Here is a 24,353-nt window from a genome sequence, read left to right as displayed (position 1 = left end):
TATAATTATATATGCTTTATACTTGGGGTTGTAGCTCAGTTGGATAGAGCGGACGCCTCCTAAGCGTCAGGTCGTGCGTTCAAGTCGCACCAGTCCCGTATAAATCATCAGGATACACGGTATGTGGGAAACTGAGCGGCTTTAGCCCTGAGAGGGAAGGGACAGAAGTGGTTTTAACCACCGTGGTCTTTTCTATATTATCCGTGATATGGGTCTTCAATATACCTGAGAGTGTCAATCAGATATTGACTGGATATAGCCTTGCTCACAAGGTAATTTTTGTAATGCATCAGAGATACTTTATAAAGTAAATGTTTAGGAGACAAGAGGAAGTAGCATAATCCTAGTCATAAGAGCATATATAGACCCTTCCCTCATTTGTGTTAAACGCTCATAATCCTTGCTTAGACGATGATATTGGTTAAACCACCCAAATGTTCTTTCTACTACCCAGGGTTGTGGTAAAACTTTAAATTCTTACTCAGTAGGTCCTATGACTTCAACATGAGCTTGAATCAGGAACCAAACTGCAAGTGCAAATTTATCACCGTCATAACCGGAATTAACCCATAAAACTTGGACCTTTTCCAATAATTCTGTGGGTTCCTATAGCAGTTCCATTAGTGCATAGGCAGCAAGCATTCGTTCTGGGGCATTCGCTTCACTAACAACAAGTTTCAACACAAGTCCCAGGCTATCAACTAAAGTATGCCCCTTTCTTCCTTTTACCTTTTTACATCCGTCAAAACCATACACATCCCCTTTTTTTGGTCAGTTTTGACCGACTGACTGTCTGCAGCGAGCGCGGTAGGTTGTGTTGATTTACCTAATTTCGAGCGAACTTGACTACCCAATGTATGGTTGAATTTTTCCCAAACCCCCTGGCCCTGCCATTTCCTGTAATAGCTATATACAGTTGACCTTGGCGGGAAGTCACCTGGAAGCATATTCCATTGACATCCAGTTTTCAAATGAAAATAGATGGCATTACATATTTCACCCATATCTGTTGTGGGTGGATACCCTCCTTCTTTGCCTGGTGGAATCAATGGGGCCAGGATTTCCCAGTCCATATCAGTTAAGTCTGTGGGGTAAGACTTTCGTTCCATCAGTAGCTATGTAAATACACTACATTTTATGTATCCTATCCTTCCAACATTCCTTTTCTACTCCCCTTTACATTTACTGTATCAATAGCCTCTCAACCAATATTTAACTCTATCTATCGTGATAACCATAATTAGACCATGAATATTTCATTGATTGGATAGCTCAAATGTTTTTGTGAGTAAGTATTAATTCATGTTAGTACTTATAAGCTAAATGAATAATGAAATTAATATCTAGCAGTCAGCTTTTCAAAACTAGACCTATTGCAAAATTGTTTCTGTGGTATGATAGAGACTTTTGGATTGTCTTTATATATTTTTTTTGCTGTTCTTTGCGCTCGCTAATTCAAATATAACCGTGTAACTCTAAACTTTTGGCTAAAAGAAAGACAAGCCCTATTATAACATAAAATTAATTCTGCAAGAGGTCTACTTTTGTCTAAGAAGATACTAGAATTTAAGGATTTCCTCATTTATCTTATCTATATTATCTATTCCGTATGATTGTGTAAAACAACTTAATAAATAAATGGTTTGAACCCCTATCATAGATTGTCTAATTTAGGTTAGTATGATCCATCGAAGAGAGCAGTCAGGATTGTCCTCTGATCAAAAAATGCGTCTCGAAATAAAAATATCCCAAAGACTCATTTAAGTGGACTTTAGCTAAATTTTCTACTCCAGATAATTTCTAACCGAAATCCTGTTCTTCGCAGATACACATATAGAGCCTTGAATAAGCTACTGTTTACAGGTAAATCTTTGCAACTGATGTCTTTTATCCTACCCTTATTAGTCTGGTGGGGATATAAGGAAGTGCAAAACCAATTATTACATCCACAAGCTGTGTTAGTTTTGGGTGGTTCTACTAGACGTTTAGAAAGGGAGAAGTTTACAGCCAATTTTGCTAATAAGCATCCAAATATACCAATATGGATTAGTGGTGGCAGTCCACCTAGATATACAAAAGAAGTATTTACCAAATCTGGAGTTGATCCCAGACGATTACATTTAGATTATGAAGCTGTAGATACACTGACTAATTTTACTACGTTGGTAGATGATTTGCAAGCACGCGGCATTAAAAGCGTTTATTTAATTACTTCTGATTTTCATATGCGCCGTGCTTGTGTGATTGGCGAGATTGTTTTAGGGAGTCGAGGTATTGAGTTCAAAGCCATATCAGTGCCCTCTGAACAAGGATCAGAACCAATTGAAAAATCTATCCGTGATGGAGCTAGAGCTATTTTGTGGGTAGCAACTGGTTACACAGGAGCCCAGAAGGCTAAAAAGAACCATTAAAACTAGGTTGCAGAAAAAAATATATAGTCCTGGCTATTACCACCTATAACTGATAACTGATACCCAATATCCCCACAATTTGATACCCTAGCTTAAACAGATTTGAGAAAAGTGAAAGCGTGGAAATTCAACTTGGGCGGGGAAAAGTGGCTCGCCGAGCCTATGGTATTGATGAAATTGCTTTAGTCCCTGGTCAAAGAACACTCGACCCCAGTTTAGCGGACACTAAATGGAAAATTGGCAATATTGAGCGGGAAATCCCCATTATTGCTAGTGCGATGGATGGTGTTGTTGATATAGGGATGGCTGTGCGTTTATCCCAATTAGGAGCATTAGGAGTTCTCAATTTAGAGGGTATCCAAACTCGCTATGCTGATCCAGAACCGATTCTAGATCGGATTGCTGCTGTGGGAAAAGATGAATTTGTGTCGTTGATGCAAGAACTCTATGCCGAACCAATAAAGCCGGAATTAATTGAAAAACGTATTCAGGAAATTAAACAATTAGGCGGCATTGCGGCTGTGAGTGCGACTCCAGTAGGTGCTAGTAAATTTGGTGAATTTGTAGCTAAAGCTGGGGCGGATTTATTTTTTATCCAAGCGACAGTAGTTTCTACAGCCCACCTCTCACCAGACTCCATTATCCCTCTCGACTTGGCAGAATTTTGCCGTTCTATGCCTATCCCAGTCATATTGGGCAACTGTGTGACTTATGAAGTTACTTTGGATTTGTTCAAAGCAGGAGCGGCTGCGGTATTAGTGGGAATTGGGCCTGGTGCTGCTTGTACTTCCCGTGGGGTATTGGCTGTTGGTGTACCTCAAGCAACTGCAATCGCAGATTGTGCCGCAGCAAGAGATGATTACTATCGCGACACTGGTAACTATATCCCTATTATTGCCGATGGCGGTTTAATCACTGGTGGAGATATTTGTAAATGTATCGCCTGTGGTGCTGATGGAGTAATGATTGGTTCTCCCTTTGCTAGAGCCGCTGAAGCCCCAGGAAGGGGTTATCATTGGGGTATGGCAACTCCTAGTCCAGTACTGCCCCGTGGTACTCGCATTCGCGTTGGTACCACAGGTACTCTAGAGCAAATACTCACAGGGCCAGCCGGACTAGATGATGGTACTCATAATCTTCTAGGAGCATTAAAAACCAGCATGGGTACATTAGGAGCAAAAAATATCAAAGAAATGCAGCAAGTTCACGTTGTAATTGCTCCTTCCCTATTAACCGAAGGCAAAGTTTACCAAAAAGCCCAACAATTGGGTATGGGTAAATAAAAGGTCTGGGATTTAGGGTGTAGGAAAGAATAATATATTACTTCCTACGTCTTGCCTCTTGCCTTTTGTCTACTGCCACTGACAACTGAGCAATGGAAGCAATGAAAAATTTTTCCAGTAGCCTGAACAATCACTGGAAAAATTCCAGATGTCGCCTACAATAGAGATAGCGGAGACGCATGTTTCCGTTCACTCCTCACACCACACTCCGCCCGGACTACTGTTCGGGCGGTTCCTTATGATTAGGCATAAATGCTGTGGCTTCTTTGCAAATGTACATCCTTCACTCCCTAGCTGATGTTTTTGCTATGGTAGAATTTTCACGAAACTGATAAATATAATAGTCAAAGGTTTTTAGGAATGTCAGCAGCTGCAAGTGTGACGGATGATTTGTTTGAACAAGAAGTAATCGAAAGCCCATTACCGGTTTTAGTTGACTTTTGGGCACCCTGGTGTGGTCCTTGCCGCATGGTAGCTCCTGTTGTCGAGGAAATCGCTGCTCAGTATGAAGGTCAACTCAAGGTCGTGAAAGTTAATACTGATGAGAATCCTCAAGTTGCTGGTAAGTATGGTATACGCAGCATTCCCACATTAATGATTTTTAAAGGTGGACAAAAAGTGGATATGGTTGTCGGTGCTGTTCCCAAAAGCACATTATCTACCACTTTGGAAAAGTATCTTTAAACCTCAATCGACCGCAAAATTTCATTGATTTGTCCATCGCCTAAAGTTCTTAGGTGAATAATTGTAAATTAGTTTCAGAGGCGTAACCTTTGCGTCTCTTGAAAATGCTTTACACAAGAATGCGATATGGCAAAGCTTAAGGATGTATCTTTTGCCAGGGGTACATCCCTGTTTTTTCTTTACTAGTTAAGTTGCAGAAAAGAGCCAAAAATTTCCCAATCAGCAATCAGTCAGCCTGATGAGATAAGTTTGTGATTTACTGGAGTTTAGATAAAATATAATGCCATTGTTGTGGCAGTTCACATGACCTCTGAAGCTTCGTTTGAAATACTAGAATCTCTCCAAGCTGATATTGCTGAACTAATAGATCGTTTACCGACCTTAAAACATCGGCAATTTATCCAGCAGGCACTTGCTACTGTAGTGCGTTTGGCTGATAGTAAAGTTGAGCGTCTTGATTGGAAAATAGTATCTGCTGCTCTAGCAGATATGGAAAGAGGTTTCCAACTCTTTCATGGCTACCGACACATTCGCAAAGTCACTATATTTGGTTCTGCTCGTTTAGCCTCAGAAACCCCTGAATACGAAATGGCAGTTCAATTTGCACGTGCCGTTTGTCAATTAGGATTTATGGTGATTACAGGCGGTGGTGGTGGAATTATGCACGCGGGTCAAGAAGGCGCAGGCAGAGATAATTCTTTTGGTTTAAATATTCAGTTGCCGTTTGAGCAAGAGGCAAATCCAATCATTGATGGTGATCCCAAATTAATTCACTTTAAATATTTCTTTACCCGCAAACTTTTTCTCCTCAAAGAAAGTGATGCAGTAGCTTTATTTCCCGGTGGTTTTGGGACTCAGGATGAAGCTTTTGAGTGTATGACATTAAGCCAAACAGGCAAATTTGGCCCAATTCCTTTGGTTTTAATTGATTCTCCTGGTGGTGATTACTGGCATTCTTGGAGTCAATATATTGATCAGCAATTGGTGACAAAAGGTCTTGTGAGTCCAGAGGATCCCAATTTGTACACAGTCACAGATAACCTCGAAGTGGCTTGCAATGCTATTACCAATTTTTATCAGGGTTATCACTCTAGCCGCTATGTAGGGGATCAATTAGTGATCCGTCTCAGACAACAGTTATCAGATGCAGAGGTGGAACTGCTAAATGTTAACTTCAGTGACATTCTCGTCAAAGGCAGAATTGAGAAAAGCCAAGTATTACCTCAAGAAGGTCTAGATGAAACATCTAGTCTACCCCGTCTGCTTTTATACTTTAATCAGCGTGACCTGGGACGTTTGTATCAGATGATTGGAGTAATTAACCAATTAGTTATTCCTTCTCCAGAGGAAATAGCACATCCAGAAAGGAAGTAAGCGTTATTAGCTTTGCTGTTCCAATTCACAATTGCTGTTTTTCCTGGCTTACCAAATAAGCTATATGTATCTCTAGTACAGTATGGCATAAATAGAGCAACCATTTACAATAGACGAAAAGCCTACTCCATAAGATTTTTGACTTTTGATTTTTGACTTTTGCTTGCGGTACTAGCGGGATGCTAATGTGAACAACCGAACAGAATACAGCGTGTTGCAGGTCAATGAAGGACAAAATGTTGCTGTATAATTTCCTCATCCCGCATCTGTGCAGAACTCCAATGGAGAAGCTTGGTATAAGCCATAAATCCTTCTCCTATTCACATAGTCTGCCTTACACCCGCTGCCTTGATGATAAGTCTTTAATTGAACAAGACATTATTTCCTGTTACTGTCCCTAAGTGTTTAAATATTAACCCAGTAATAATAAATATATCTATGCCAAATCAGGTATTATAAAAGGCATAAATATTTATATCTTCAGAATAAATGCTGCCCTTATAAAAACCAATACATATTATCTGCTAAATAGGGCTTGCTGCTAGTTATTTTTAACCAATACTCAATATTTAATCAATATTTTTGATTAATCAAGCGTAATATAAATAACTTTATAATACATAAAAAATTTTCTTGAGAGAGAGTCATACTTTTACAGTTTTTGTTTGTCTACTCCTGGTTTATCCTTATAGGTGCAAGATATGAGATGAACTACAATGACTGAACTTGGCCTGCTAATGACGGGCGTGTTAAGCACCACACAACCAACTTTGCCCCATTTGCCGGAGCATCGACCATTCCCTAGAGAAAATGGCGTGCAGAAGTCAACAAATAGTCAGTTATCTCTATTAAATTCTACTTCTCAAATTACACCACCTGAATTCATGAAAACAGATGGCAGAGAAGAAGCTAATATTTCAACACTGGCAATCAAGCGGGATAAAGTATTAGCACAAATCAAACAAGAATACCTGTCCCAAATCTCTGATAAATTAGCTGATGTACATAATATCCCCACAAAACAGCAGCTATTAACCCGATACCCCGCATATGGTCAACAAGCTATGCCAACTCTACTTTTTGGTAGTGCAGGTATGTCTGTGAGAATTATGCAAAGGTTGTTAGTGTCTAATGGCTATGGTGTTCGAGTTGATGGCATATTTGGACCGCTGACAGAAGCAGCTATCAAAGCTTTTCAAAATCAGCATAATTTATTTGTAGATGGTATAGTTGGTCAAAAAACCTGGTGGGAGTTGTCAATTTGACACTCCCCAGTTTAAAGAGATGGGGATTCTTCTGTTGCCCAAAAGCTGACTCTTAAAGGCGTAGTCAATGCGCCCCTAGTAACTTTCATCCCCGGCTTAAAAGGCATAGAATAATAAAATCTGGGATTTCATGATTCTATTCTTGGGTTTTTAGCCTATCTTCTGATAGGAAAATAGTCTGAAAACCCATTATATCAATCTGCTTCCACATTAATTTTGTTTTAGACTATTTCAGAAACTACAGGGCGAACGATGGGACTCGAACCCACGAATGGTGGTACCACAAACCACTGCCTTAACCACTTGGCTACGCTCGCCATCTACTATTTTAGTATATTAGCACGACTTAGAAAAATAATCAAGACTTTTTTGCCAGAAATTGATCTGATTGATTTGTAATCTGTAAAGTGTAGAGAATAAATAGATCACAATCAAAAATATATGAAAGCCTGGACTATGATTGCATCTGTAGGAGCAGTAGGAATCGCTGTTTTGGGAGTGACAATGGCCCAGAGAAATCCACAACAGGCTGAATACGAAGAATATGCAGTACAAAAACTGACAACTTACTTAAAAACTGATTTGTGTAAAAAAACACCACATTTCTTGCAAAATCTCATACAATTTAATTGTGAGCAGTTGATGGAGTCAGTTAACCCAGAAATGCGGGATGTTATTGCTACTAAGACAAAAAGACAGAATTATATTGTTTTCAGTATTTACACTACGGATTTAAAAATTGATAATTTAATACGCGGTTATAAATTTGAAACAGTAGGAGCATTTGACAACTTTTATACTTATAAAGCTGAACAGCAATAGGGTGTGGGGATGAGGGAGATGAGGGGGATAGGGAAGTAATTTTCTTGATGATCAATGACTAATGACCAATAAGTTGTTGTACTGCTTGTCTCTATTCGCAAAATCCAGATACTGCTCGATTTTGTATTAAATTTGGTCAGTCACTATTCCTGAAAGAACGTTATTTCCCACTTTATCCAATTGGTTGGTAGCGGTGGTTTTGGCAGAACTTTTTCGGCTATGGATGAACACATCCCACCTAAACCTAAATGTGTAATTAAGCAATTGTATGTTATAGATACCAATAGGGAAAATATTATAAAGGTCGTGGGATTATTTAATCAAGAATCAGCGCGGTTAGATGAGTTAAAACATTCCCAAATTTCCCAATTGCTAGCACACTTTGAACAAGAAAATCAGTTGTATTTGGTGCAGGAATTAATTGTTGGAGAAAATTTAGCGCAGGAATTACGAGTCCAAGGTGTGTTTGGTGAAGCGCATATTTGCCAGTTACTCAAAGATTTATTGCCTGTGCTGTAATTTATTCATTCTCGACAAGTTATTCACCGGGAGATTAAACTAGCAAATATCATGCGAAGATATACCTCTATTGTAGAGAATGAAGTTGTATATCCTCCACCAATCAACAACGCTGCACTATTACATCAAGCTTCTACCATGACTATTGGTAAACTGGAATCTGTTTCTCCCTTTGATTTGTTTGATGTGACGACCGATCGCTGGGTATGGCAAAATTATCTACCTACTGGTAATACTGTTTCTGATCGTTTATGTACAGTAGTTTATCAACAATTGTACAATGCCCTCTCCCAACGTTACCAATCTGCTACTGAAGTTTTAGCAGCGCTCATACAAGTAATACCAGCTAAACAAAGCTTAATACAATGTATTCAGCCGCAGGAGTTGATTATCAAAAGTTGCATGATTTGTTGCATAATTTACTGAAAGCTAAAAAATGGCACAAAGCCGATGAAGAAACTTGGGCGGTAATGTGTCACGCTTTATCTAAACCTGTGGGCAAATATCTATTTAGTAGCGATTTAGAAAACTTACCTGGTGAAGATTTACAGATAATTTATCAGTTGTGGAGATAATATAGCCAAGAAAATTTTGGTTTTAGTGTGCAAATACAAATTTATGAAGGCTGTGGCAGAGACTATGGAGAGTTTTGCACTGCTATTGGCTGGGATATAACCAAATCAAGTTCTTCCACCCAAAACTTAATTCTTTCTTCAGCACCGAAGAAAGGAAATTTACCTTCACATCGTTGGGTTGGTGGTACTCAATTCTGGCAACATATAGATAAATGCTCTGAGTGCGGCTCTTTTGAAAATACGGTAGCCTGATCAGGAGTAGATTATTTTAGATATCGACGTTGATACTTTCTATCTGTTTAGCGGCTTTATCCCACAACTTTGCGGATTCTCCATCTTTCCAATGAGTTCTCAGATGTTCAGCTTTTTTATGGCATATTGGTTCTAGCATTTCTAGAATTGCACCTAGTGTTAGCTGATCCACTAACCCTTCTAGAACACTCATGAATTCTTTCATATAAATACCTCTTAATCTAAACTTTTAGATTCTATGCCCATGCCATCTGCCTATCTTTTAGTATCTCACGGCAGTCGTGATCCGCGTCCAGATATTGCTGTGCAACAACTAGCAAAGCTGGTAAGTCAGAAATTCCCAAATAGTGAAAATTTAGTAGGTACAGCTACTTTAGAGCTTAATACTCATCCTTTACATCAGCAAATTTACGATTTTGCTCAAACTGCTTTGGTTTTGGGGTATAAAAGCCTAAAAATTGTACCTTTGTTTCTAGTAGCAGGAGTTCATGTGATGATAGATATTCCCGCTGAAGTAGAACTGGTAAAAGCAGTACTGGGTCAAGATATGATCATTGACCTTAAACCATATTTAGGTAGTTATGGGAATTTAGAAAAATTGTTGACTCCCACAATGGCTAGTATAAAAGCAGAAGTACCAATTCTTTTAGCTCATGGTAGTCGTCGTTTTGGTTCTCAACAACCTGTAGAAACTATGGCCAGGAATTTGGGTGTAGTGGCGGCTTATTGGTCTATATCTCCGAATTTAGAATCAAGGGTGACAGAGTTGATAGTTGCTGGTTATCAGCAAATTTCAATTTTGCCATATTTTTTATTCACTGGTGGGATAACCGATGCGATCGCAGAATCAGTAGAAAAGCTAAAATTACAATTTCCAGAAGTGATGTTTAAACTAGCATCACCTCTGGGAGAAAGTACAGAACTAGCTGATGTAATTTGGGATTTAGCAACAGAAGAGGAAAAAGTTTTTGGGTAAGGTTTATTTGATTGGTGCAGGCCCTGGTGATCCTGGACTCATGACTCTCAAAGGAAAAGGTTTGCTTGAATGTGCAGATGTCGTTATCTATGATGCTTTGGTGAGTCCGGCAATTTTAGCCATGATTAATCCCCAAGCAGAAAAAATCAACGCAGGTAAGCGGATGGGAAGACATTCGCTCTTACAGGAAGAAACGACCCATCTGCTGATTGAAAAAGCCCAAGATTATGCTGTGGTGGTGAGGTTAAAGGGTGGTGATCCCTTTATCTTTGGGCGTGGTGGGGAAGAAATGGCAGAATTGGTACAAGCTGGAATAATAGTGGAAGTTGTGCCGGGGATCACAGCCGGAATTGCAGCGGCAGCTTATGCTGGTATTCCCTTAACCCATCGTCTGTATAGTTCATCTGTGACATTTGTAACTGGTCACGAAGCAGCGGGGAAGTATAAACCGGCGGTAAACTGGCAAGCAATCGCTCAAGGGTCAGAAACAATAGTGATTTATATGGGTATCCACAATCTACCTTATATCGTGGAACAGTTAAGTTTAGCTGGCTTGAGTCTAGAGACTCCAATAGGTTTAGTGAGGTGGGGAACCCGGCCAGAACAAGAAGAATTAATTGGTAAGTTAGGAACAATAGTAGAGCAAGTAGAAGAAACAGGTTTTACTGCCCCTGCGATCGCAGTTATTGGTTCAGTGGTGAAAATGCACCGTATTCTCTCTGGATGCCGTCCACTGTAGTCTTCATCAAGAAGAATTTAAACCATGTGCTGAAATATAGTTTTAAGTAAATCACCTTGATTAAGAGGCTTAGTCAAGCAACCGGAAGCTCTCACTAGCTTGGCTTTAGCTCTATCTATCAAACTGGCCTTTTCTGTCACCATAATCACAGGTGTATTTTTAAAAGATGCCTGTTTCCGCAATAAAGAACAAACTTCATAGCCATCTAAATTCGGCATCGTCACATCCAGAAAAATCATATCTGGTTTAACATGGAAAATTTCCATTAAAGCTTTTAACGAATCTGTAACACCAATTACAGAAAATATTTGCTCATCTAAAAAACCTCTCATGGTATTTAGAACCAGAGGACTATCATCGACACAGAAAATAGTGTAGTTCTTTTTGTCTTTGGGTCTTGAGTAAATCTGTTTGTATTGGTCTCTGTATTTATCCCCATTAGGTAGTTTATTCCCAATCGGGGGTAACTGTACTTCAATTTTAGCGCGTGTTCTTGGCTCATTGTATTGCCAAAACTGCTCTGGAGAAATTCGCACACCCGCTTCGCACTTTTCCACTAATAAGCGCAAGTTCAAATGACAAAACTTCGGTAAATCATCGAGGAAACTCTCTGGGATAAATTCATAACTCCCTTCTTCTATTTTCAGAAATGAATCTAGAAACTCCAAAGACAATTGCTCAATCAGCATTGCCGCTTGTAAGGGGCTAAGATAACTCTCATTAACTAACCAGCAAATAGCCAAATAATCTGGATTTGGGATAGTCTGGTTGTCGACACCCCTTTCAAATATTATCTGCAACTGCTCATTAATCTCTATGGGAAGAGTAGAATTGTGTTGACCTAACCGCTGTAAGTTTCTATATAGCGGCTCAAACATCTTCTCTGAGTAGCAGGCATAAATTAGCTTACCCTCTTGAACATAGATTGACCAAGCCCCGGAGGTGCTAAATACCTGTAGACAACCAGTAACGGACTTACTGGTGATTTTTTTTAAGAGGGATAGGGGCTGCAGTTTTTGGAAAAATCTGTATCTACTAATAGGAAGCGTTTTCATTACCACGGTTCTAATTTCAAATAAAAATTTGACATTGGAATTTGTGAATCACCCGTAGGGAATTCACACCGATCTTTTTGGACTGACTGCCAGATAAAGATAACGGTTTATATGGGGGCAAGTATAGCAAGTCTCTACTCTAATCACACAATACCCAACACCCCACACCCCACAGACCCCTCACCCAAGCAAGAAAGCCAAAATTATGCCAGAAAACAGTATTTCAAAAGTCAACTCGATTTTCTGTGCTTTTTGCTAATCTGGTTGATCTTTAGGATGTAGGAAGCAAAAGGCAAAAGGCAGGAGTTCAGAAGAAAAAAGTTCATCTCTTCACCCTTACACGTTCTTCTTACGGTGCTAGCATCTTAGTCGAGTGATTCAGACTTGATGATTTATTAACAATCAACAACTTTTTGCCATCTAACTCTCCCTACAAGATATATTGAGTGTGTTATGTAGCTTTAGTCCTAAATAATTAAAAGACAGGCATTTTTTCTAGCTACACAGTAGATGCTCAATAATTACTTACTAAATTCAGGTTACTCTACATTTACCAGAGAAATAAAAAAGTATTTTAAACCTAATATAAAAAATTGAAGTTAGGAGTAGAAATAAATACTTTATGATGAATATACTTTACCAGCAATCTCTCACAATCAAAAAAATGCGTGGACACAAGAATATATAGGACTAAGATCTTATGTTTAAAAAAACCTAGACTAAAATTACCTGTACTTCTCTGCTTACCTATCTACTCATATAGATAGTCTGAGTTTTATTTTCTTCAGCCTTAGTTGTTAACTATCAGGATGTTTATGGTGTAGTAACTATCTTGTAAGCATTCAGCGAATAACACTAAGCAGTCAACCGTTGTTAAAATTAGTAACCATCTCTCATATCGAGTAATATAAATTTAACCAACTGTACCCAATAATTCCTCAATGGTACAAGTCCCCAATGGTACAATTCCCCGGATTTATCCGTGGGGTCACTCAAAAATCCAAAATCCAAAATCGGATGACCGTTATTAATCTCCTAGTATCACAAAACACTCAGCGACTGGATCTCTATCTGTCGTCAGAATTACAAAATTTATCTCGTTCCCGTCTTCAACAGTTAATTGAACAGGGTCATGTCCTACTCAATGATCAAGTATGCACATCAAAGAAAGTAAATGTGAAAGTCGGCGATCGCATCTGTGTGGAAATTCCCTCGCTGCAACCTTTAAAATTGGTAGCAGAAGATATTCCCTTAGATATCCTTTACGAAGATGAGCAATTATTAATTTTAAATAAACCGGCAGGTTTAGTTGTTCATCCTGCACCAGGTCATCTAGATGGAACTCTAGTAAATGCTTTATTGGCACATTGTGCCAATTTACCGGGAATTGGTGGAGTTCAACGCCCAGGAATTGTTCACAGGTTAGACAAAGATACTACAGGTGCGATCGCGATCGCCAAAACAGATATCGCCTATCAACACCTACAAGCACAACTACAAGCAAAAACAGCAAGGCGAGAATATTTAGGCGTGGTTTATGGTGTACCAAAAACCGAAAGTGGCATCATTAACTTACCTATTAGTCGCCATCCCCAAGACCGTAAAAAAATGGCAATAGTCCCTACAGAACAAGGGGGAAGAACAGCAATTACTCATTGGCAAATCCGAGAAAGGCTTAGTAACTACACCTTAATCCACTTTCAGCTAGAAACAGGACGTACCCATCAAATTCGCGTCCACAGCGCCAAAATCGGTCATCCTATCGTTGGCGACTCTGTTTACGGTGCTGGTCGTTCAGTAGGGGTAAATTTGGCCGGTCACGCATTACACGCTTGGCAACTCAAGTTACAGCATCCAATCTCTGGAGATTGGATTCAAGTAACTGCATCCCCTCCCCAGACATTTACAACGTTGCTGGAAGTTTTGCGCCGTAGAAGTGAGAGGTGACATCAGGAGTAAGAATTAATTATTCTTCCCATTACCCCTGGCAGGAATAATTCAAAAAAATTTAGGAAATTTAGAAATGTAAATTTTAGATTGTTTAACAAAACTTGCTGAAAGCATAAATACGGCTAAAACCTGTCAAACTTAGTTCTGATAGAGATTTTTGAAAAAATTAAAACAATATTAAACCCCTATATTCTACTCTAAAGTCAGGCAAATGTCAAGTTTTATAACAAATGCAAGGAACTTTCCTCAGCCAACTTCCTTGTATGTAAAGGATTTGAGGCTTTTGTTATTGGCATAACTTATTTATTCATAATTTGTAATAAATAATGGATCTATAGCATTGTATAAACATAAGCTGAAGGGGTTGAACAACAAACGAAAGTTTAACACGGCAACTAATTCATTAGATTTGCGTGTTTCTCATAAACCTACCGCTGATTCTCATATTTCTACCTTCAGAATGATTGACAAGAAAATGAGAACCCACTTACTTAAGGAAGCAGTTTAATTGCAGTTTGCTGTTAACCACTTTCAAAGTGATAAAACATCCGCAGTTTTAATCAAAACCTCTCTCAACTAAGTAATTAGGAGATTAGAATCCATGACATTAGATGTATTCTCCAAGGTTGTTTCTCAAGCTGACTCCAGAGGCGAATTCCTCAGCACGGAACAACTAGATGCTTTAACGGCAGTTATTAGCGCAGGTAATAAGCGTTTAGATGCCGTAAATCGCATCACAAGTAACGCTTCTGCTATAGTTACTAATGCTGCTCGCTCTTTGTTCGAAGACGAACCCGGGTTGATCGCTCCTGGTGGTAACGCTTACACCAACCGTCGCATGGCTGCCTGTCTCCGCGACATGGAAATTATCTTACGCTATGTTACCTACGCTGCATTGGCTGGTGATGCTAGTGTTCTTGATGATCGTTGCTTGAACGGTCTGCGTGAAACCTACCAAGCTTTGGGTACTCCAGGTGCTTCTGTAGGTAAAGGTATTGGCAAAATGAAAGATGCAGCTATCTCCATTATTAATGATCCTAACGGAATCACCAAAGGCGATTGCAGCTTGCTAGTTTCTGAAGTTGCTAGCTATTTTGACCGTGCTGCTGCTGCTGTTTCATAACAGTTGCAATTTGCAATATAGTCTAGACCCTAGAAACTTGAGCTTCTCCAAGCAAAAAAGCTAAAAAACAATTAAGGAGATAAGAAATCATGAAAACACCAATTACCGAAGCGATCGCATCTGCTGATACCCAAGGACGTTTCCTGAGCAACACCGAATTACAAGCTGTTAACGGTCGTTTTGCACGTGCCGTAGCTAGTATGGAAGCTGCTCGTGGTTTGACAGCTAACGCCCAAAAGCTAGTTGATGGTGCAACAAATGCTGTGTACCAAAAGTTCCCATATACCACCAACACTCCTGGTAATCAGTTTGCTGCTGATGTTCGTGGTAAATCTAAGTGCGCTCGTGACGTTGGTCACTACCTACGGATCATCACTTATAGCTTAGTTGCTGGTGGCACAGGTCCTTTGGATGAGTTCTTGATCGCTGGCTTGGCTGAAATCAACAGTGCGTTTGATTTGTCTCCCAGTTGGTACGTAGAAGCTCTGAAGTACATCAAAGGCAACCACGGCTTAAGCGGCCAAGCTGCTAACGAAGCTAACACCTACATCGATTACACAATCAACGCTCTAAGCTAAATTAGTTCATGCCCGGAGAGGGGTACAAGTGCTGGATGACATTATCCCTTTAGGGTTAATCAGTTACTCATGGGGAATAAACCTCCCAAGACCGGACTGAATCACCTAGCAGGTGTATCTCGCTCCGGGCATAGTTTTAGGTAGGAATAAATAACAAGCTTTATACAGCAAGCACTAGGTCAGAGTTACCGCAGTGTAAATACATAGGGGAAAAAAATGGCAATTACAACAGCAGCATCAAGGCTAGGAACAGAGCCTTTTAGCGAGGTACGTCGAGTTGAACTGCGCCCCAACTCCAGCCGCGAACAAGTTGAAGCGGTTATCAAAGCCGTTTATCGACAAGTATTAGGAAATGATTATATCTTGGCATCAGATCGCCTGATCAGTGCAGAATCACTATTGCGTGATCGCCACCTAACAGTACGCGAGTTTGTGCGGAGCGTTGCCAAATCCGAACTCTACAAAGCAAAATTTTTCCATAACAGTTTTCAAACCCGGTTGATTGAACTCAACTACAAACATTTGTTGGGTCGCGCACCTTATGATGAGTCGGAAGTGACATACCACTTAGACTTATACATTAACGAGGGTTATGATGCTGAAATTGACTCCTATATTGATTCTCAGGAGTATCAAAACAGCTTCGGTGAGAACGTTGTTCCCTATTATCGTGGCTTTGATTTCCAAGCCGGACAAAATGCAGCCGGGTTTACCCGGATGTTCCGTTTATACCGTGGTTATGCCAACAGCGATACAGCTCAAGTTGAAGGTTCTAAATCTCGGTTAGCACGGGAATTGGCTAGTAATAAGTCTTCCTCAGTTGTTGGTCCATCTGGCAGCAACAATAATTGGAGTTTCCGTGCATCTGCGGACAACGCTCCCAAGCAAAACTTAGGTAATGCTGTAGGGCAATCGGATCGTGTTTACCGAATTGAAGTAGCAGGCATTCGCAATCCAGGATACCCCAAAGTGCGCCGAAGCAGCACAGTATTTATTGTGCCTTATGAAAGACTGCTTGACAAAATGCAGCAAATTCACCGACAAGGTGGGAAAATTGTCAGCGTTATATCCACGTAAGGTAGAGAGCTGTTTTTCAGAACAACCCATCAAGAGGAGATTTAGAAGCAATGTTCGGTCAAACCACACTTGGTGCTGGTAGCGTTTCTTCATCTGCAAGCCGAGTATTTCGTTATGAAGTTGTAGGCTTACGACAAAATCAAGAAACTGACAAGAATCAATTTAACATTCGTTGCAGTGGTAGCGTATTTATTACCGTACCCTACAGCCGGATGAACGAAGAAATGCAACGAATTACCCGTCTGGGTGGCAAAATCGTTAACATTTCACCTTTAACTGTAGCAGAGGAAAACTAACGCCCTGGCAATGATAGAACCCAGTGGAGAAGAATACTCTGCCGAGAATGGGGAACAGCTCACAAAAGAGCTTGCTATCGCTAATCTGCAATCATCAGATTTAAGTCTCCGCTATTATTCCGCTTGGTGGTTGGGTAAGTTTCGAGTCAGTCAGCCAGAGGCTGTAGATGCACTAATAGCAGCGTTAGAAGACGAAGCCGACAAAACAGAACTTGGTGGTTATCCTTTACGACGGAATGCCGCTAGGGCGCTCGGTAAATTGGGGAATATCAAAGCGGTACCAGGACTAATTAAGTGTTTGGAATGCTCTGATTTTTATGTGCGTGAAGCAGCTACCCAATCTCTAGAAATGCTGCGCGATATAAGAGCAGTAGAGCCACTGATCAAACTATTAGATGGGGGTGTTGACCAGGCCGTGCAAGTACCAGGTCGTCCTCATCTCGCCCAACCGTATGAAGCGGTTTTAGAAGCCTTGGGAAGCTTAGCCGCAAAAGAAGCCATTTCCCTGATTTTGCCTTTCCTCAAGCATCCAGTACCACGAGTACAATGTTCCGCAGGTAGAGCCATGTACCAACTCACACAAGACCCTGAATATGGTGAGTTATTGGTGAAGATGTTGGAGAGTGATGATTTAAAATTGCGTCGTGTTGTTTTGGGGGACTTGGGAGCAATAGGTTATATGGCTGCAGCAGATGCGATCACCCATGCTAAGGCAGAAAATAGCTTCAAACTCATGGCTCTCAAAGGATTGCTAGAGTATCAACTTCCAGATAAGTTAGATTCTCTGGCTGTTTCTGCTGAGGCCGTCCAAGTAATGAACCTGATGGATTCACTCTTATAGTCATCATTAGTCATTAGTTGAGATGATTAACCGCCGATGACTACTGACTATTATCATTGATAGTTGACCAATGACTGAGGAACTAATTAGTGCCGTCACCTTAGCAGAAACACGAGCCCAAATGGTGACAGCAGTCAAGAATTTAGCAGCAGCTAAAGATCCAAAAGCAATTTCCACCTTAATTGCTGTCTTTGGTTATAACAACCCAGCCGCTGCAATGGTGGCACTAGATGCATTAATAGAATTGGGAGAGATAGCAGTACCCCAACTGCTAGAGCACATAGACGATTATAACTATGGCGCACGGGCTTATTCAATTCGCACTTTGGCGGCGATCGCAGATCCCCGTGCTTTAGATGTCTTAATCACAGTTGCAGCTACTGATTTTGCTCCCAGCGTGCGCCGCGCCGCTGCCAAAGGACTGGGAAACTTACACTGGCATAAGTTGAGTTTTCCCGAAAATAAAACAGCCATCAACCGCGCTTTAGATACACTGCTGTTGATTTCCCAAGACACAGACTGGTCAATTCGTTATGCTGCCGTTGTCGGTTTACAAGCCTTGGCTAAAATTGCCGATGTGCAACAATCTATCTTGACTAGACTCAAACAAATGCTGGCTAATGATGTCGAAAAGGCAGTCCGCGCCCGCATTCAATTGGCTTATACCAATTGTGGATTTTAGATTTTGGATTTTCAACTTTGGGATTAACAGCCTTCAGCAATTAGCTGTATCTCAAATATTCCAAAATATCCTTACTCTTCCCACTTGATATAACAACCAGTAGACCGCTTTATCTACCAAAAACAAGGTAAAAGTAAAGATGTCAATACCACTCTTAGAATATTCTCCTTCCTCGCAAAATCAGCGTGTTGAAGGTTACGAAGTCCCCAACGAAGACACCCCAAGTATGTATCGCTTAAATACTGCCACCTCAGATGCAGACATTGATGCCATCATCTGGGCAGGATATCGGCAAATTTTCAGCGAACACCTCATTTTAGAAAGCTATCGTCAAAGCTTTTTAGAATCTCAACTGCGAAATCGGGCAATTAACGTCCGCGATTTTATCCGGGGTTTGGGTAAATCACATGTGTACCGCACCCAAGTAGGAGAAATCAACTCCAACTATCGCTTAGTTGACATCACCTTACAGCGATTTTTGGGAAGGGCTGCTTATAACAAAGACGAAGAAATTGCTTGGTCCATTGTCATTGCTACCAAAGGCTTACATGGCTTTATTGATGCTTTGTTAGATTCCGACGAGTACCAGGAAAACTTTGGTGATCACATCGTACCATTCCAACGTCGCCGCTTTGGTTCACGTCCCTTTAACTTAGTAAACCCCCGCTATGATGCCTACTGGCGTGATATGCAGTCCGTCCGTTACATGGGTGGTCGTTCCTTCTACAGCGCCCGGACTACAGGATCTTTAAAAACTGAAGATATCCGGCGGGCTATTCCTGCTAACTTCTTTGCAATGGCAGGAAAACTGATCACCACCGAACGCAACTACCAGCGCACAATTGCTTCAGTGAATTCCCAAGTAAACACTATGGCAATTCCTGATACATCGCGCGAAGTTGTTACAGAACAAGTAACAATCAAACCCGTTGCAGTTGCTCTACCTTATCGTTACATACCCAGTAACTAAATTAGGTGACAGTGAACAGTGAACAGTGAAGAAATTGATAACTGGTAACTGCTAAGTGATAATAAACAACTCACAAACACCCTGAAATATGGCAATACCTTTACTAGAATATAAACCCAGTTCTCAAAATCAACGGGTTTCTGGCTACGAAATCCCTAACGAAGACACCCCAAAAATTTACTGCATCGAAGATTATGCTAAAGCTGGGGAAATTGAAGAATTAATTTGGGCGGCTTATCGCCAAGTGTTCAGCGAACAGGTAATTCTGAAATTCTACCGTCAGAGTAATTTAGAATCTCAGGTGAAGAATAAAGCTATCACCGTGCGTGACTTTATTCGGGGTTTAGCTAAATCTGAAGCCTTCCAAAGTTTAGTAATTCAGACCAACTCTAATTATCGCTTGGTCGAATTAGGACTGAAGCGGTTGTTAGGGCGTTCTCCTTACAGCAAAGATGAAGAAATCGCTTGGTCAATCAAAATTGCCACACATGGTTGGGATGGTTTTGTTGATGCTTTGCTAGACTCTGAAGAATATAAAAGCTGTTTTGGGGAAAATATAGTTCCCTACCAACGCCGTCGCTACAAAGATAGACCTTTTAATTTGGTAACACCACGCTATGCTGACTACTGGCGTGACAAGTTGGAAGATGCGCGGTATAAACCCGGTAGCATCAGTGACTTCTTCAAAATGGCTGCTTCTATCAACATTAGAACTGTCACCTATACGCTAGTTAACACCGCTAAGATTCAAATTCCCGATACAACCAGAGAGAAAAAACCAGAAGGAATTCCTCTCTCTATTAATCCTAGCGGCAGTTTCCCTATCCGCTAAATCTCGGAAATATGTGTGTAACCTAATGCAGCAAAATAGTTAAAGCGTGAATTAGGATATTGACTAATCAAACCTTCCTTGTTCCGGTTTCAAAGTCGAATTTATTAACAAGAGGAAAGACGTAGCATGGCACTACCATTACTTCAATACAAACCAAGCAGTCAAAATCACCGCGTTAGCAGCTTTGGTGTTGCTGACATAAATGAAGATACACCTTATGTCTATCGCGTAGAAGATGTTAGTTCTTACACTGACATTCAAAGCATCATCTGGGCAAGTTATCGCCAAGTTTTCAGCGAACATGAAATTCTTAAGTTCAACCGCCAAGGAACTTTAGAATCTCAACTGAAAAATGGTTCTTTGTCTGTACGGGACTTCATCCGTGGTTTGGCTAAATCTGAGGCTTTCTATCGTCTAGTTGTTTCCGTTAACAACAACTATCGGTTAGTAGATATCACGCTCAAGCGCCTTTTGGGTCGTTCTGCTTATAACAAAGAAGAAGAAATTGCTTGGTCTATTGTGATTGGAACGAAGGGTTTTAGCAGCTTTGTTGATGCTTTAGTAAACAGCGAAGAGTACACCGTCAACTTTGGTGAAAATACCGTTCCTTACCAACGCAAACGCTTAGAAGGTCGTCCCTACAACTTGGTGACTCCTCGCTATGGTGCGGACTTCCAAGAAATAGCAGGTACAGTCAGAACCGACTGGCGTTTTACTTTGGAAAACTTCTACACCGCCAAGGCGAAAGCAAAGCGTTTAACAGAAGGTGATCCTGGTAAATATGCAGATATGGCTGCTTCCCTGTCTAGTAAGGGTAATTATGCCCAAAAGCTATCTGCACTTGATATTGATTACTTGAATGCAGTTCCTTATCGTGGTAGACGCTAAGATTAGTAATTTTTTGATTACCTAAATTTCCTACTGGGTCTGGTTTTGACCTTGATATGATAACGAGTTGGCAGTTTCTTTGTTAGCTAGTTATGATGTTAAGTGAAAATCAGACCCTTAGTGCAAGAACGCAGAAGGCAGAAATTTTTCAATCTTTAAATATGAACCAACGATTAAGTCAGAAACAATCAAACTAAATTATTGCGGAAGTTCAGGGTTTGCAATTACGGCAGGAAGAGGAATTTGATAAACTTCAGATTGAACAAATTCTACAACAATTAAAATTACCTCCTGAGTTATTAGATGAAGCGTTGATTCACTTAGGTCTTCATCAGGCTTTGTAAGTTCAACCACAGCAACCTCAATTAACGTAAAGACTCAGGTGGTGGGGTATTGACAAGTGTGACAGGTGAGACAGAATATAGCAGTTATAGAAAAGAAGCTGCCACACTAGACAGAGAGATATTGAAGCAGTTGGGAAGAGAGCAACTGGTAGGAATCATTATTGACCAGGGGAAAAGTATAGAGAACCTAAGAAATAGAGTAGTAAAACTGGAAAAGGAAATAGAGAAACTCAAAGTTAGTCGAGATTTAGAGACCATAACATGATCCAAACCACCCTTGGGAGACATCCTCAGAAAAACCGAGAACAAACAAGAAGAGAAACCAGAAGAAAACCAGACACGAAAACGGAAACCAGGAGGACAACCAGGGCATAGGGGAAAAAGGAGAAAGGGTTTTGGTGCAGTAGATAGATTTGAGATAGTGGGACAGCAAGTGTGTGGATGGTGAGGTCAGGGGCAATTGTTTGGCGAACCAATAAAAATCCAAACACAACAAGTAGGGGAGTTGGTGGACAGGCCAATCCAAATAGTAGAATATGAAAGATATACGTGGATTTGCAGTGTGTGTGGGGAAACACAAAGGGCACACTGGTCACCAGAGATAGTACCGGGACAAGATATAGGAATCATACCTTTATTCCAAAAAACCCAAAACCTTAATGAATTCTTGACTTGGCCATCCTAGTTTCAACCAAAAGTTGAATCTTCCATTCATTCATTGATCAAGCCCCAGGGGAACCTGGTAAACTTTTACCTTCCTTAGGCAATAGACATTGATCATAATTTAGCTGAACCAAGGTTAGGTTTAGCACTGACACAACGAAAAGTCTCTGGTGGTTCTCTTTCTCTGGAGCTATTCCAACATCCTGCCAATTTATTGACGGTTATACAAACTTGTCGCCCTCAAGCACTTTCTCTAATTGAGTTCTTTGACCAACCTATGAAAGCCATGGTTCACTCTGCTTTCCATACACCTTTTTTAATCTCTCTACCTTAGACCTTAATCCTTACACAGATTGATTATAGCTGGAGTAGTTGTGGCTGTTATCGTAGACATTGGGTCAGTAATATTTTTGAATCAACGATAAAGTTCTTTATTGGCTAATGTTTCTGCACAACAAGATAGTATTACTTTAGCTGATAATCGCAATCTTAAATCTATTTCTCATCAATCTAATTCTGAAGTTTTTTGCCGTGGAACTTTAAAAGATACACCAATAGGTAAAAAGCTATCTTTGGCTTGTAATTAGATTGACCCTAGTGGTCAAATTGTTAAACAAATTATCAAACTCGCAAAATTAAAACTTCTGTTTGGGATACTTACTATCGTTATAGTATTAATTCTGCTGCCCCAGTTGGTAATTGGAAGGTGGAAATGTTGCTGGAAGGTAGGAAGATTAGCGATGAAATATTTGCGTTTGATCAGTTATTTCTCCCTATCATTTTATCGGTTATTGGGGTGATAACAAGAAAAGAAGCTCACGCAAAAGTGTAGAGGCACAAAGGAAGAAGGGTAGCGAGAAAAGTTTGTTTGGAATATTGTTTATGTTGGATGTGAGTCTGTACCGTCAATAACAGAAAGTACAATTGTGGCTATTTATGCGTCGGGGTTTTCCGAACCTGATATTTCGGTGAGATTGGAATCAAATCGGTTGATTATGGGCAGGGAAGCTTTTGGTAAAGTTTCTTGATTTTGGACTCAATATAATAATGTAATTTGGTTGGCTCCTCAGTTATAATGAGTTTTATAAATGATTTAAACACCGGAGTTTAGTATTTATAGTTTATATGGTTATAGTTATTTTTGTTATGTTTCTAATCCTTTAACTCCTGTTAATGAGGTGTTGTCTGTGGTTGCGGGAACTGAAGTTATTTCGGATGGTGTTAGTTATCCTCAACTTCGCCATATTCATCAATGGTGTGAGTCAAGGGAAGAAATTAAAGATGAAAAAACCGCAGTTTCTCAATTACAAAGGTTAGTAAAAGATTCGATTCAAAAGTAAATTGGTGATTTACAAGATGAACCAGTGGCAGTTTTTCTCTCTGGTGGTTTAGATTCGTCCCTTGTTGCTGCTTTGTTGGTAGAGGCGGGGGTGAAGGTTCGCTCTTATTCTTTAGATTTTAGTCAGTTTGGCATTTCTGAAGATCCCTATCCTGAACAAGTAGCGCAGTTTCTCAATATTCCTATGGTGAAGGTTTATCCTAGTCCCAGGAATATTAAAAATGCTCTTATTGCTACTATTAAGGCTTTAGATTGACCTTTTGCTGATGGTGTAACTGTTCCCTTATTTCCTCTAAATCAAGTTGCTAGTTAAGAAACTCAGGTAACTTTTAATGGTGAAGGTGGTGATCAATTATTTGCGGGTTGGACTAATAAACCTTTAATTGCTGTTGGTACTTATCAAGCTGAATATCCTAATGAAGCACAAGGTTTTATTCAGCAATATCTCCGAACTTTTCATCGCCTCTGGGGTTATGAATCTATGGTTTATCAGCCAGAAATTTATGATCAGATTCGGGGATTAAATGCCCAGGACTGGTTGTTTGAGGCTCTTGATACCCATTTTTGTCCTTCGTTGTTGCATCGTCTCCGTCGTACCAGGATGATTTTGATGTTAAAAGGGGCGCAAAATATCCATCCACGTGCGAGTGCGTTGGGTTTTGTTCATAGGTTGAATGTGCGATCACCTTTTTGTGATTTACTTTTAGCAGTATGGACTTTTCAGTTATCTCGAGAACTCTGTTTACACGGTGCTTGTGAAAAATATATCCTCAAACGCGCTGTAGAAAATTTGCTACCAGTAGATATAGTTTAGA

27 protein-coding genes, 2 tRNA genes and 4 pseudogenes are annotated in these 24,353 nt (G+C 40.2%); 29 read left to right on the top strand and 4 right to left on the bottom strand.

Annotated elements, in window-relative coordinates; genetic code table 11:
* Window positions 1-24: 24 nt before the first annotated feature.
* Window positions 25-98: transfer RNA gene (locus AAZO_RS16675), tRNA-Arg, on the top strand.
* 217 nt (window positions 99-315) lie between these two features.
* On the opposite strand, the pseudogene AAZO_RS30985 reads toward AAZO_RS16675, so the two are convergent.
* Window positions 316-1,109: pseudogene (locus tag AAZO_RS30985) on the bottom strand (IS5 family transposase).
* 771 nt (window positions 1,110-1,880) lie between these two features.
* On the opposite strand from AAZO_RS30985, the gene AAZO_RS16660 reads away from it, so the two are divergent.
* From AAZO_RS16660 to AAZO_RS16640, 5 genes and pseudogenes are all read left to right on the top strand, one after another.
* Window positions 1,881-2,411, top strand: a complete 531-nt coding sequence (locus tag AAZO_RS16660; protein WP_013192132.1) for a YdcF family protein — start codon at window positions 1,881-1,883, stop codon at window positions 2,409-2,411.
* A gap of 119 nt (window positions 2,412-2,530) precedes the next feature.
* The gene (locus AAZO_RS16655; RefSeq protein ID WP_013192131.1) at window positions 2,531-3,694 is read left to right on the top strand and encodes a GuaB3 family IMP dehydrogenase-related protein; all 1,164 of its coding nucleotides are present in this window, start codon (window positions 2,531-2,533) and stop codon (window positions 3,692-3,694) included.
* A 339-nt stretch (window positions 3,695-4,033) separates the two neighbouring features.
* Window positions 4,034-4,378: pseudogene (gene trxA, locus AAZO_RS16650) on the top strand (thioredoxin); the annotation flags it as partial.
* A gap of 303 nt (window positions 4,379-4,681) precedes the next feature.
* The gene (locus tag AAZO_RS16645) at window positions 4,682-5,752 is read left to right on the top strand and encodes an LOG family protein (protein WP_013192129.1); all 1,071 of its coding nucleotides are present in this window, start codon (window positions 4,682-4,684) and stop codon (window positions 5,750-5,752) included.
* A 716-nt stretch (window positions 5,753-6,468) separates the two neighbouring features.
* Window positions 6,469-7,017 (top strand): peptidoglycan-binding domain-containing protein, encoded by a 549-nt coding sequence (locus AAZO_RS16640; protein WP_013192127.1) that lies wholly within the window; start codon window positions 6,469-6,471, stop codon window positions 7,015-7,017.
* 244 nt (window positions 7,018-7,261) lie between these two features.
* Here the strand turns inward: AAZO_RS16640 and AAZO_RS16635 are convergent.
* Window positions 7,262-7,334 (bottom strand) — tRNA-His (locus AAZO_RS16635).
* 124 nt (window positions 7,335-7,458) lie between these two features.
* Here AAZO_RS16635 and AAZO_RS16630 point away from each other — a divergent pair.
* The 4 genes and pseudogenes from AAZO_RS16630 to AAZO_RS38900 all read left to right on the top strand — a co-directional run bounded on the left by AAZO_RS16630 (window position 7,459) and on the right by AAZO_RS38900 (window position 9,185).
* Window positions 7,459-7,839, top strand: a complete 381-nt coding sequence (locus tag AAZO_RS16630; protein WP_013192126.1) for a DUF4359 domain-containing protein — start codon at window positions 7,459-7,461, stop codon at window positions 7,837-7,839.
* A 180-nt stretch (window positions 7,840-8,019) separates the two neighbouring features.
* Window positions 8,020-8,358, top strand: coding sequence for a protein kinase domain-containing protein (locus tag AAZO_RS38910; protein WP_228371253.1), 339 nt, complete (start codon window positions 8,020-8,022; stop codon window positions 8,356-8,358).
* A 51-nt stretch (window positions 8,359-8,409) separates the two neighbouring features.
* Entirely contained in the window at window positions 8,410-8,784 is a 375-nt protein-coding gene (locus AAZO_RS38905; RefSeq protein ID WP_228371252.1) for a hypothetical protein, read from the top strand.
* Window positions 8,724-9,185, top strand: a pseudogene (locus AAZO_RS38900) (GUN4 domain-containing protein). The gene AAZO_RS38905 and the pseudogene AAZO_RS38900 overlap by 61 nt, the downstream one beginning before the upstream one ends.
* Window positions 9,186-9,201: 16 nt before the next feature.
* Here AAZO_RS38900 and AAZO_RS16615 read toward each other — a convergent pair.
* The gene (locus AAZO_RS16615) at window positions 9,202-9,390 is read right to left on the bottom strand and encodes a hypothetical protein (protein WP_013192125.1); all 189 of its coding nucleotides are present in this window, start codon (window positions 9,388-9,390) and stop codon (window positions 9,202-9,204) included.
* Between the two features lie 39 nt (window positions 9,391-9,429).
* On the opposite strand from AAZO_RS16615, the gene AAZO_RS16610 reads away from it, so the two are divergent.
* Both AAZO_RS16610 and cobA read left to right on the top strand, forming a co-directional pair.
* The gene (locus tag AAZO_RS16610) at window positions 9,430-10,161 is read left to right on the top strand and encodes a sirohydrochlorin chelatase (RefSeq protein WP_041643328.1); all 732 of its coding nucleotides are present in this window, start codon (window positions 9,430-9,432) and stop codon (window positions 10,159-10,161) included.
* Window positions 10,154-10,900, top strand: coding sequence for a uroporphyrinogen-III C-methyltransferase (gene cobA, locus AAZO_RS16605; RefSeq protein ID WP_013192123.1), 747 nt, complete (start codon window positions 10,154-10,156; stop codon window positions 10,898-10,900). Before AAZO_RS16610 ends, cobA begins: the two co-directional genes overlap by 8 nt.
* 17 nt (window positions 10,901-10,917) lie before the next feature.
* On the opposite strand, the gene AAZO_RS16600 is transcribed toward cobA, so the two are convergent.
* Window positions 10,918-11,955: a response regulator gene (locus tag AAZO_RS16600; protein ID WP_013192122.1), complete on the bottom strand. Its 1,038-nt coding sequence runs from the start codon at window positions 11,953-11,955 to the stop codon at window positions 10,918-10,920.
* 1,017 nt (window positions 11,956-12,972) lie between these two features.
* Here AAZO_RS16600 and AAZO_RS16595 point away from each other — a divergent pair.
* The 17 genes and pseudogenes from AAZO_RS16595 to AAZO_RS38885 all read left to right on the top strand — a co-directional run bounded on the left by AAZO_RS16595 (window position 12,973) and on the right by AAZO_RS38885 (window position 24,352).
* A complete protein-coding gene (locus AAZO_RS16595) occupies window positions 12,973-13,902 on the top strand; it encodes an RluA family pseudouridine synthase (RefSeq protein ID WP_041643323.1) in 930 nt (309 codons plus the stop codon).
* A gap of 604 nt (window positions 13,903-14,506) precedes the next feature.
* Window positions 14,507-15,028, top strand: coding sequence for a phycocyanin subunit beta (locus AAZO_RS16590; RefSeq protein ID WP_013192120.1), 522 nt, complete (start codon window positions 14,507-14,509; stop codon window positions 15,026-15,028).
* Between the two features lie 86 nt (window positions 15,029-15,114).
* Entirely contained in the window at window positions 15,115-15,606 is a 492-nt protein-coding gene (gene cpcA / locus AAZO_RS16585; protein ID WP_187289667.1) for a phycocyanin subunit alpha, read from the top strand.
* Between the two features lie 216 nt (window positions 15,607-15,822).
* Window positions 15,823-16,683 (top strand): phycobilisome linker polypeptide, encoded by an 861-nt coding sequence (locus tag AAZO_RS16580; protein WP_013192118.1) that lies wholly within the window; start codon window positions 15,823-15,825, stop codon window positions 16,681-16,683.
* Window positions 16,684-16,733: 50 nt separating this feature from the next.
* Entirely contained in the window at window positions 16,734-16,979 is a 246-nt protein-coding gene (locus tag AAZO_RS16575; protein WP_013192117.1) for a phycobilisome linker polypeptide, read from the top strand.
* Between the two features lie 10 nt (window positions 16,980-16,989).
* A complete protein-coding gene (locus tag AAZO_RS16570; RefSeq protein WP_013192116.1) occupies window positions 16,990-17,820 on the top strand; it encodes a HEAT repeat domain-containing protein in 831 nt (276 codons plus the stop codon).
* A gap of 70 nt (window positions 17,821-17,890) precedes the next feature.
* A complete protein-coding gene (locus AAZO_RS16565) occupies window positions 17,891-18,502 on the top strand; it encodes a HEAT repeat domain-containing protein (protein WP_013192115.1) in 612 nt (203 codons plus the stop codon).
* Window positions 18,503-18,641: 139 nt separating this feature from the next.
* The gene (locus AAZO_RS16560; protein WP_013192114.1) at window positions 18,642-19,472 is read left to right on the top strand and encodes a phycobilisome rod-core linker polypeptide; all 831 of its coding nucleotides are present in this window, start codon (window positions 18,642-18,644) and stop codon (window positions 19,470-19,472) included.
* Window positions 19,473-19,560: 88 nt separating this feature from the next.
* On the top strand, window positions 19,561-20,304 hold the full coding sequence (locus AAZO_RS16555) for a phycobilisome rod-core linker polypeptide (RefSeq protein ID WP_013192113.1): 744 nt from the start codon (window positions 19,561-19,563) through the stop codon (window positions 20,302-20,304).
* Window positions 20,305-20,430: 126 nt separating this feature from the next.
* Window positions 20,431-21,192 carry a phycobilisome rod-core linker polypeptide gene (locus AAZO_RS16550; RefSeq protein ID WP_013192112.1) on the top strand — a complete coding sequence of 254 codons (762 nt, stop codon included), beginning with the start codon at window positions 20,431-20,433 and terminating at the stop codon, window positions 21,190-21,192.
* A 218-nt stretch (window positions 21,193-21,410) separates the two neighbouring features.
* A complete protein-coding gene (locus AAZO_RS41565; protein ID WP_266885687.1) occupies window positions 21,411-21,536 on the top strand; it encodes a hypothetical protein in 126 nt (41 codons plus the stop codon).
* A 49-nt stretch (window positions 21,537-21,585) separates the two neighbouring features.
* Window positions 21,586-21,801: a hypothetical protein gene (locus AAZO_RS16545; protein WP_144031319.1), complete on the top strand. Its 216-nt coding sequence runs from the start codon at window positions 21,586-21,588 to the stop codon at window positions 21,799-21,801.
* A gap of 12 nt (window positions 21,802-21,813) precedes the next feature.
* Window positions 21,814-21,984, top strand: a complete 171-nt coding sequence (locus tag AAZO_RS35545) for a hypothetical protein (RefSeq protein ID WP_187289506.1) — start codon at window positions 21,814-21,816, stop codon at window positions 21,982-21,984.
* 60 nt (window positions 21,985-22,044) lie between these two features.
* Window positions 22,045-22,221, top strand: coding sequence for a hypothetical protein (locus AAZO_RS35540; protein ID WP_187289505.1), 177 nt, complete (start codon window positions 22,045-22,047; stop codon window positions 22,219-22,221).
* Between the two features lie 412 nt (window positions 22,222-22,633).
* The gene (locus tag AAZO_RS35535; protein WP_187289504.1) at window positions 22,634-22,786 is read left to right on the top strand and encodes a hypothetical protein; all 153 of its coding nucleotides are present in this window, start codon (window positions 22,634-22,636) and stop codon (window positions 22,784-22,786) included.
* A 600-nt stretch (window positions 22,787-23,386) separates the two neighbouring features.
* Window positions 23,387-23,539, top strand: coding sequence for a hypothetical protein (locus AAZO_RS38890; protein ID WP_228371251.1), 153 nt, complete (start codon window positions 23,387-23,389; stop codon window positions 23,537-23,539).
* Window positions 23,540-23,563: 24 nt separating this feature from the next.
* Window positions 23,564-24,352, top strand: a pseudogene (locus AAZO_RS38885) (asparagine synthase-related protein).
* Window position 24,353 lies beyond the last annotated feature (1 nt).

The organism is 'Nostoc azollae' 0708, assembly GCF_000196515.1.
Taxonomy (GTDB): Bacteria; Cyanobacteriota; Cyanobacteriia; order Cyanobacteriales; family Nostocaceae; genus Trichormus_B; species Trichormus_B azollae.
The sequence above is the reverse complement of the archived record's forward strand: the minus strand, read 5'-3'. Positions and strand labels throughout refer to the sequence as shown.

Bases quoted from the DNA above. Each gene is read 5' to 3' on its own strand.
- AAZO_RS16660 (WP_013192132.1), top strand. From the start codon at position 1,881: ATGTCTTTTATCCTACCCTTATTAGTCTGGTGGGGATATAAGGAAGTG.
- AAZO_RS16645 (WP_013192129.1), top strand. From the start codon at position 4,682: ATGACCTCTGAAGCTTCGTTTGAAATACTAGAATCTCTCCAAGCTGAT.
- AAZO_RS16640 (WP_013192127.1), top strand. From the start codon at position 6,469: ATGACTGAACTTGGCCTGCTAATGACGGGCGTGTTAAGCACCACACAA.
- AAZO_RS16630 (WP_013192126.1), top strand. From the start codon at position 7,459: ATGAAAGCCTGGACTATGATTGCATCTGTAGGAGCAGTAGGAATCGCT.
- AAZO_RS38905 (WP_228371252.1), top strand. From the start codon at position 8,410: ATGCGAAGATATACCTCTATTGTAGAGAATGAAGTTGTATATCCTCCA.
- AAZO_RS16615 (WP_013192125.1), bottom strand. From the start codon at position 9,390: ATGAAAGAATTCATGAGTGTTCTAGAAGGGTTAGTGGATCAGCTAACA.
- AAZO_RS16610 (WP_041643328.1), top strand. From the start codon at position 9,430: ATGCCATCTGCCTATCTTTTAGTATCTCACGGCAGTCGTGATCCGCGT.
- AAZO_RS16600 (WP_013192122.1), bottom strand. From the start codon at position 11,955: ATGAAAACGCTTCCTATTAGTAGATACAGATTTTTCCAAAAACTGCAG.
- AAZO_RS16595 (WP_041643323.1), top strand. From the start codon at position 12,973: ATGACCGTTATTAATCTCCTAGTATCACAAAACACTCAGCGACTGGAT.
- AAZO_RS16590 (WP_013192120.1), top strand. From the start codon at position 14,507: ATGACATTAGATGTATTCTCCAAGGTTGTTTCTCAAGCTGACTCCAGA.
- AAZO_RS16580 (WP_013192118.1), top strand. From the start codon at position 15,823: ATGGCAATTACAACAGCAGCATCAAGGCTAGGAACAGAGCCTTTTAGC.
- AAZO_RS16575 (WP_013192117.1), top strand. From the start codon at position 16,734: ATGTTCGGTCAAACCACACTTGGTGCTGGTAGCGTTTCTTCATCTGCA.
- AAZO_RS16570 (WP_013192116.1), top strand. From the start codon at position 16,990: ATGATAGAACCCAGTGGAGAAGAATACTCTGCCGAGAATGGGGAACAG.
- AAZO_RS16565 (WP_013192115.1), top strand. From the start codon at position 17,891: ATGACTGAGGAACTAATTAGTGCCGTCACCTTAGCAGAAACACGAGCC.
- AAZO_RS16560 (WP_013192114.1), top strand. From the start codon at position 18,642: ATGTCAATACCACTCTTAGAATATTCTCCTTCCTCGCAAAATCAGCGT.
- AAZO_RS16555 (WP_013192113.1), top strand. From the start codon at position 19,561: ATGGCAATACCTTTACTAGAATATAAACCCAGTTCTCAAAATCAACGG.
- AAZO_RS16550 (WP_013192112.1), top strand. From the start codon at position 20,431: ATGGCACTACCATTACTTCAATACAAACCAAGCAGTCAAAATCACCGC.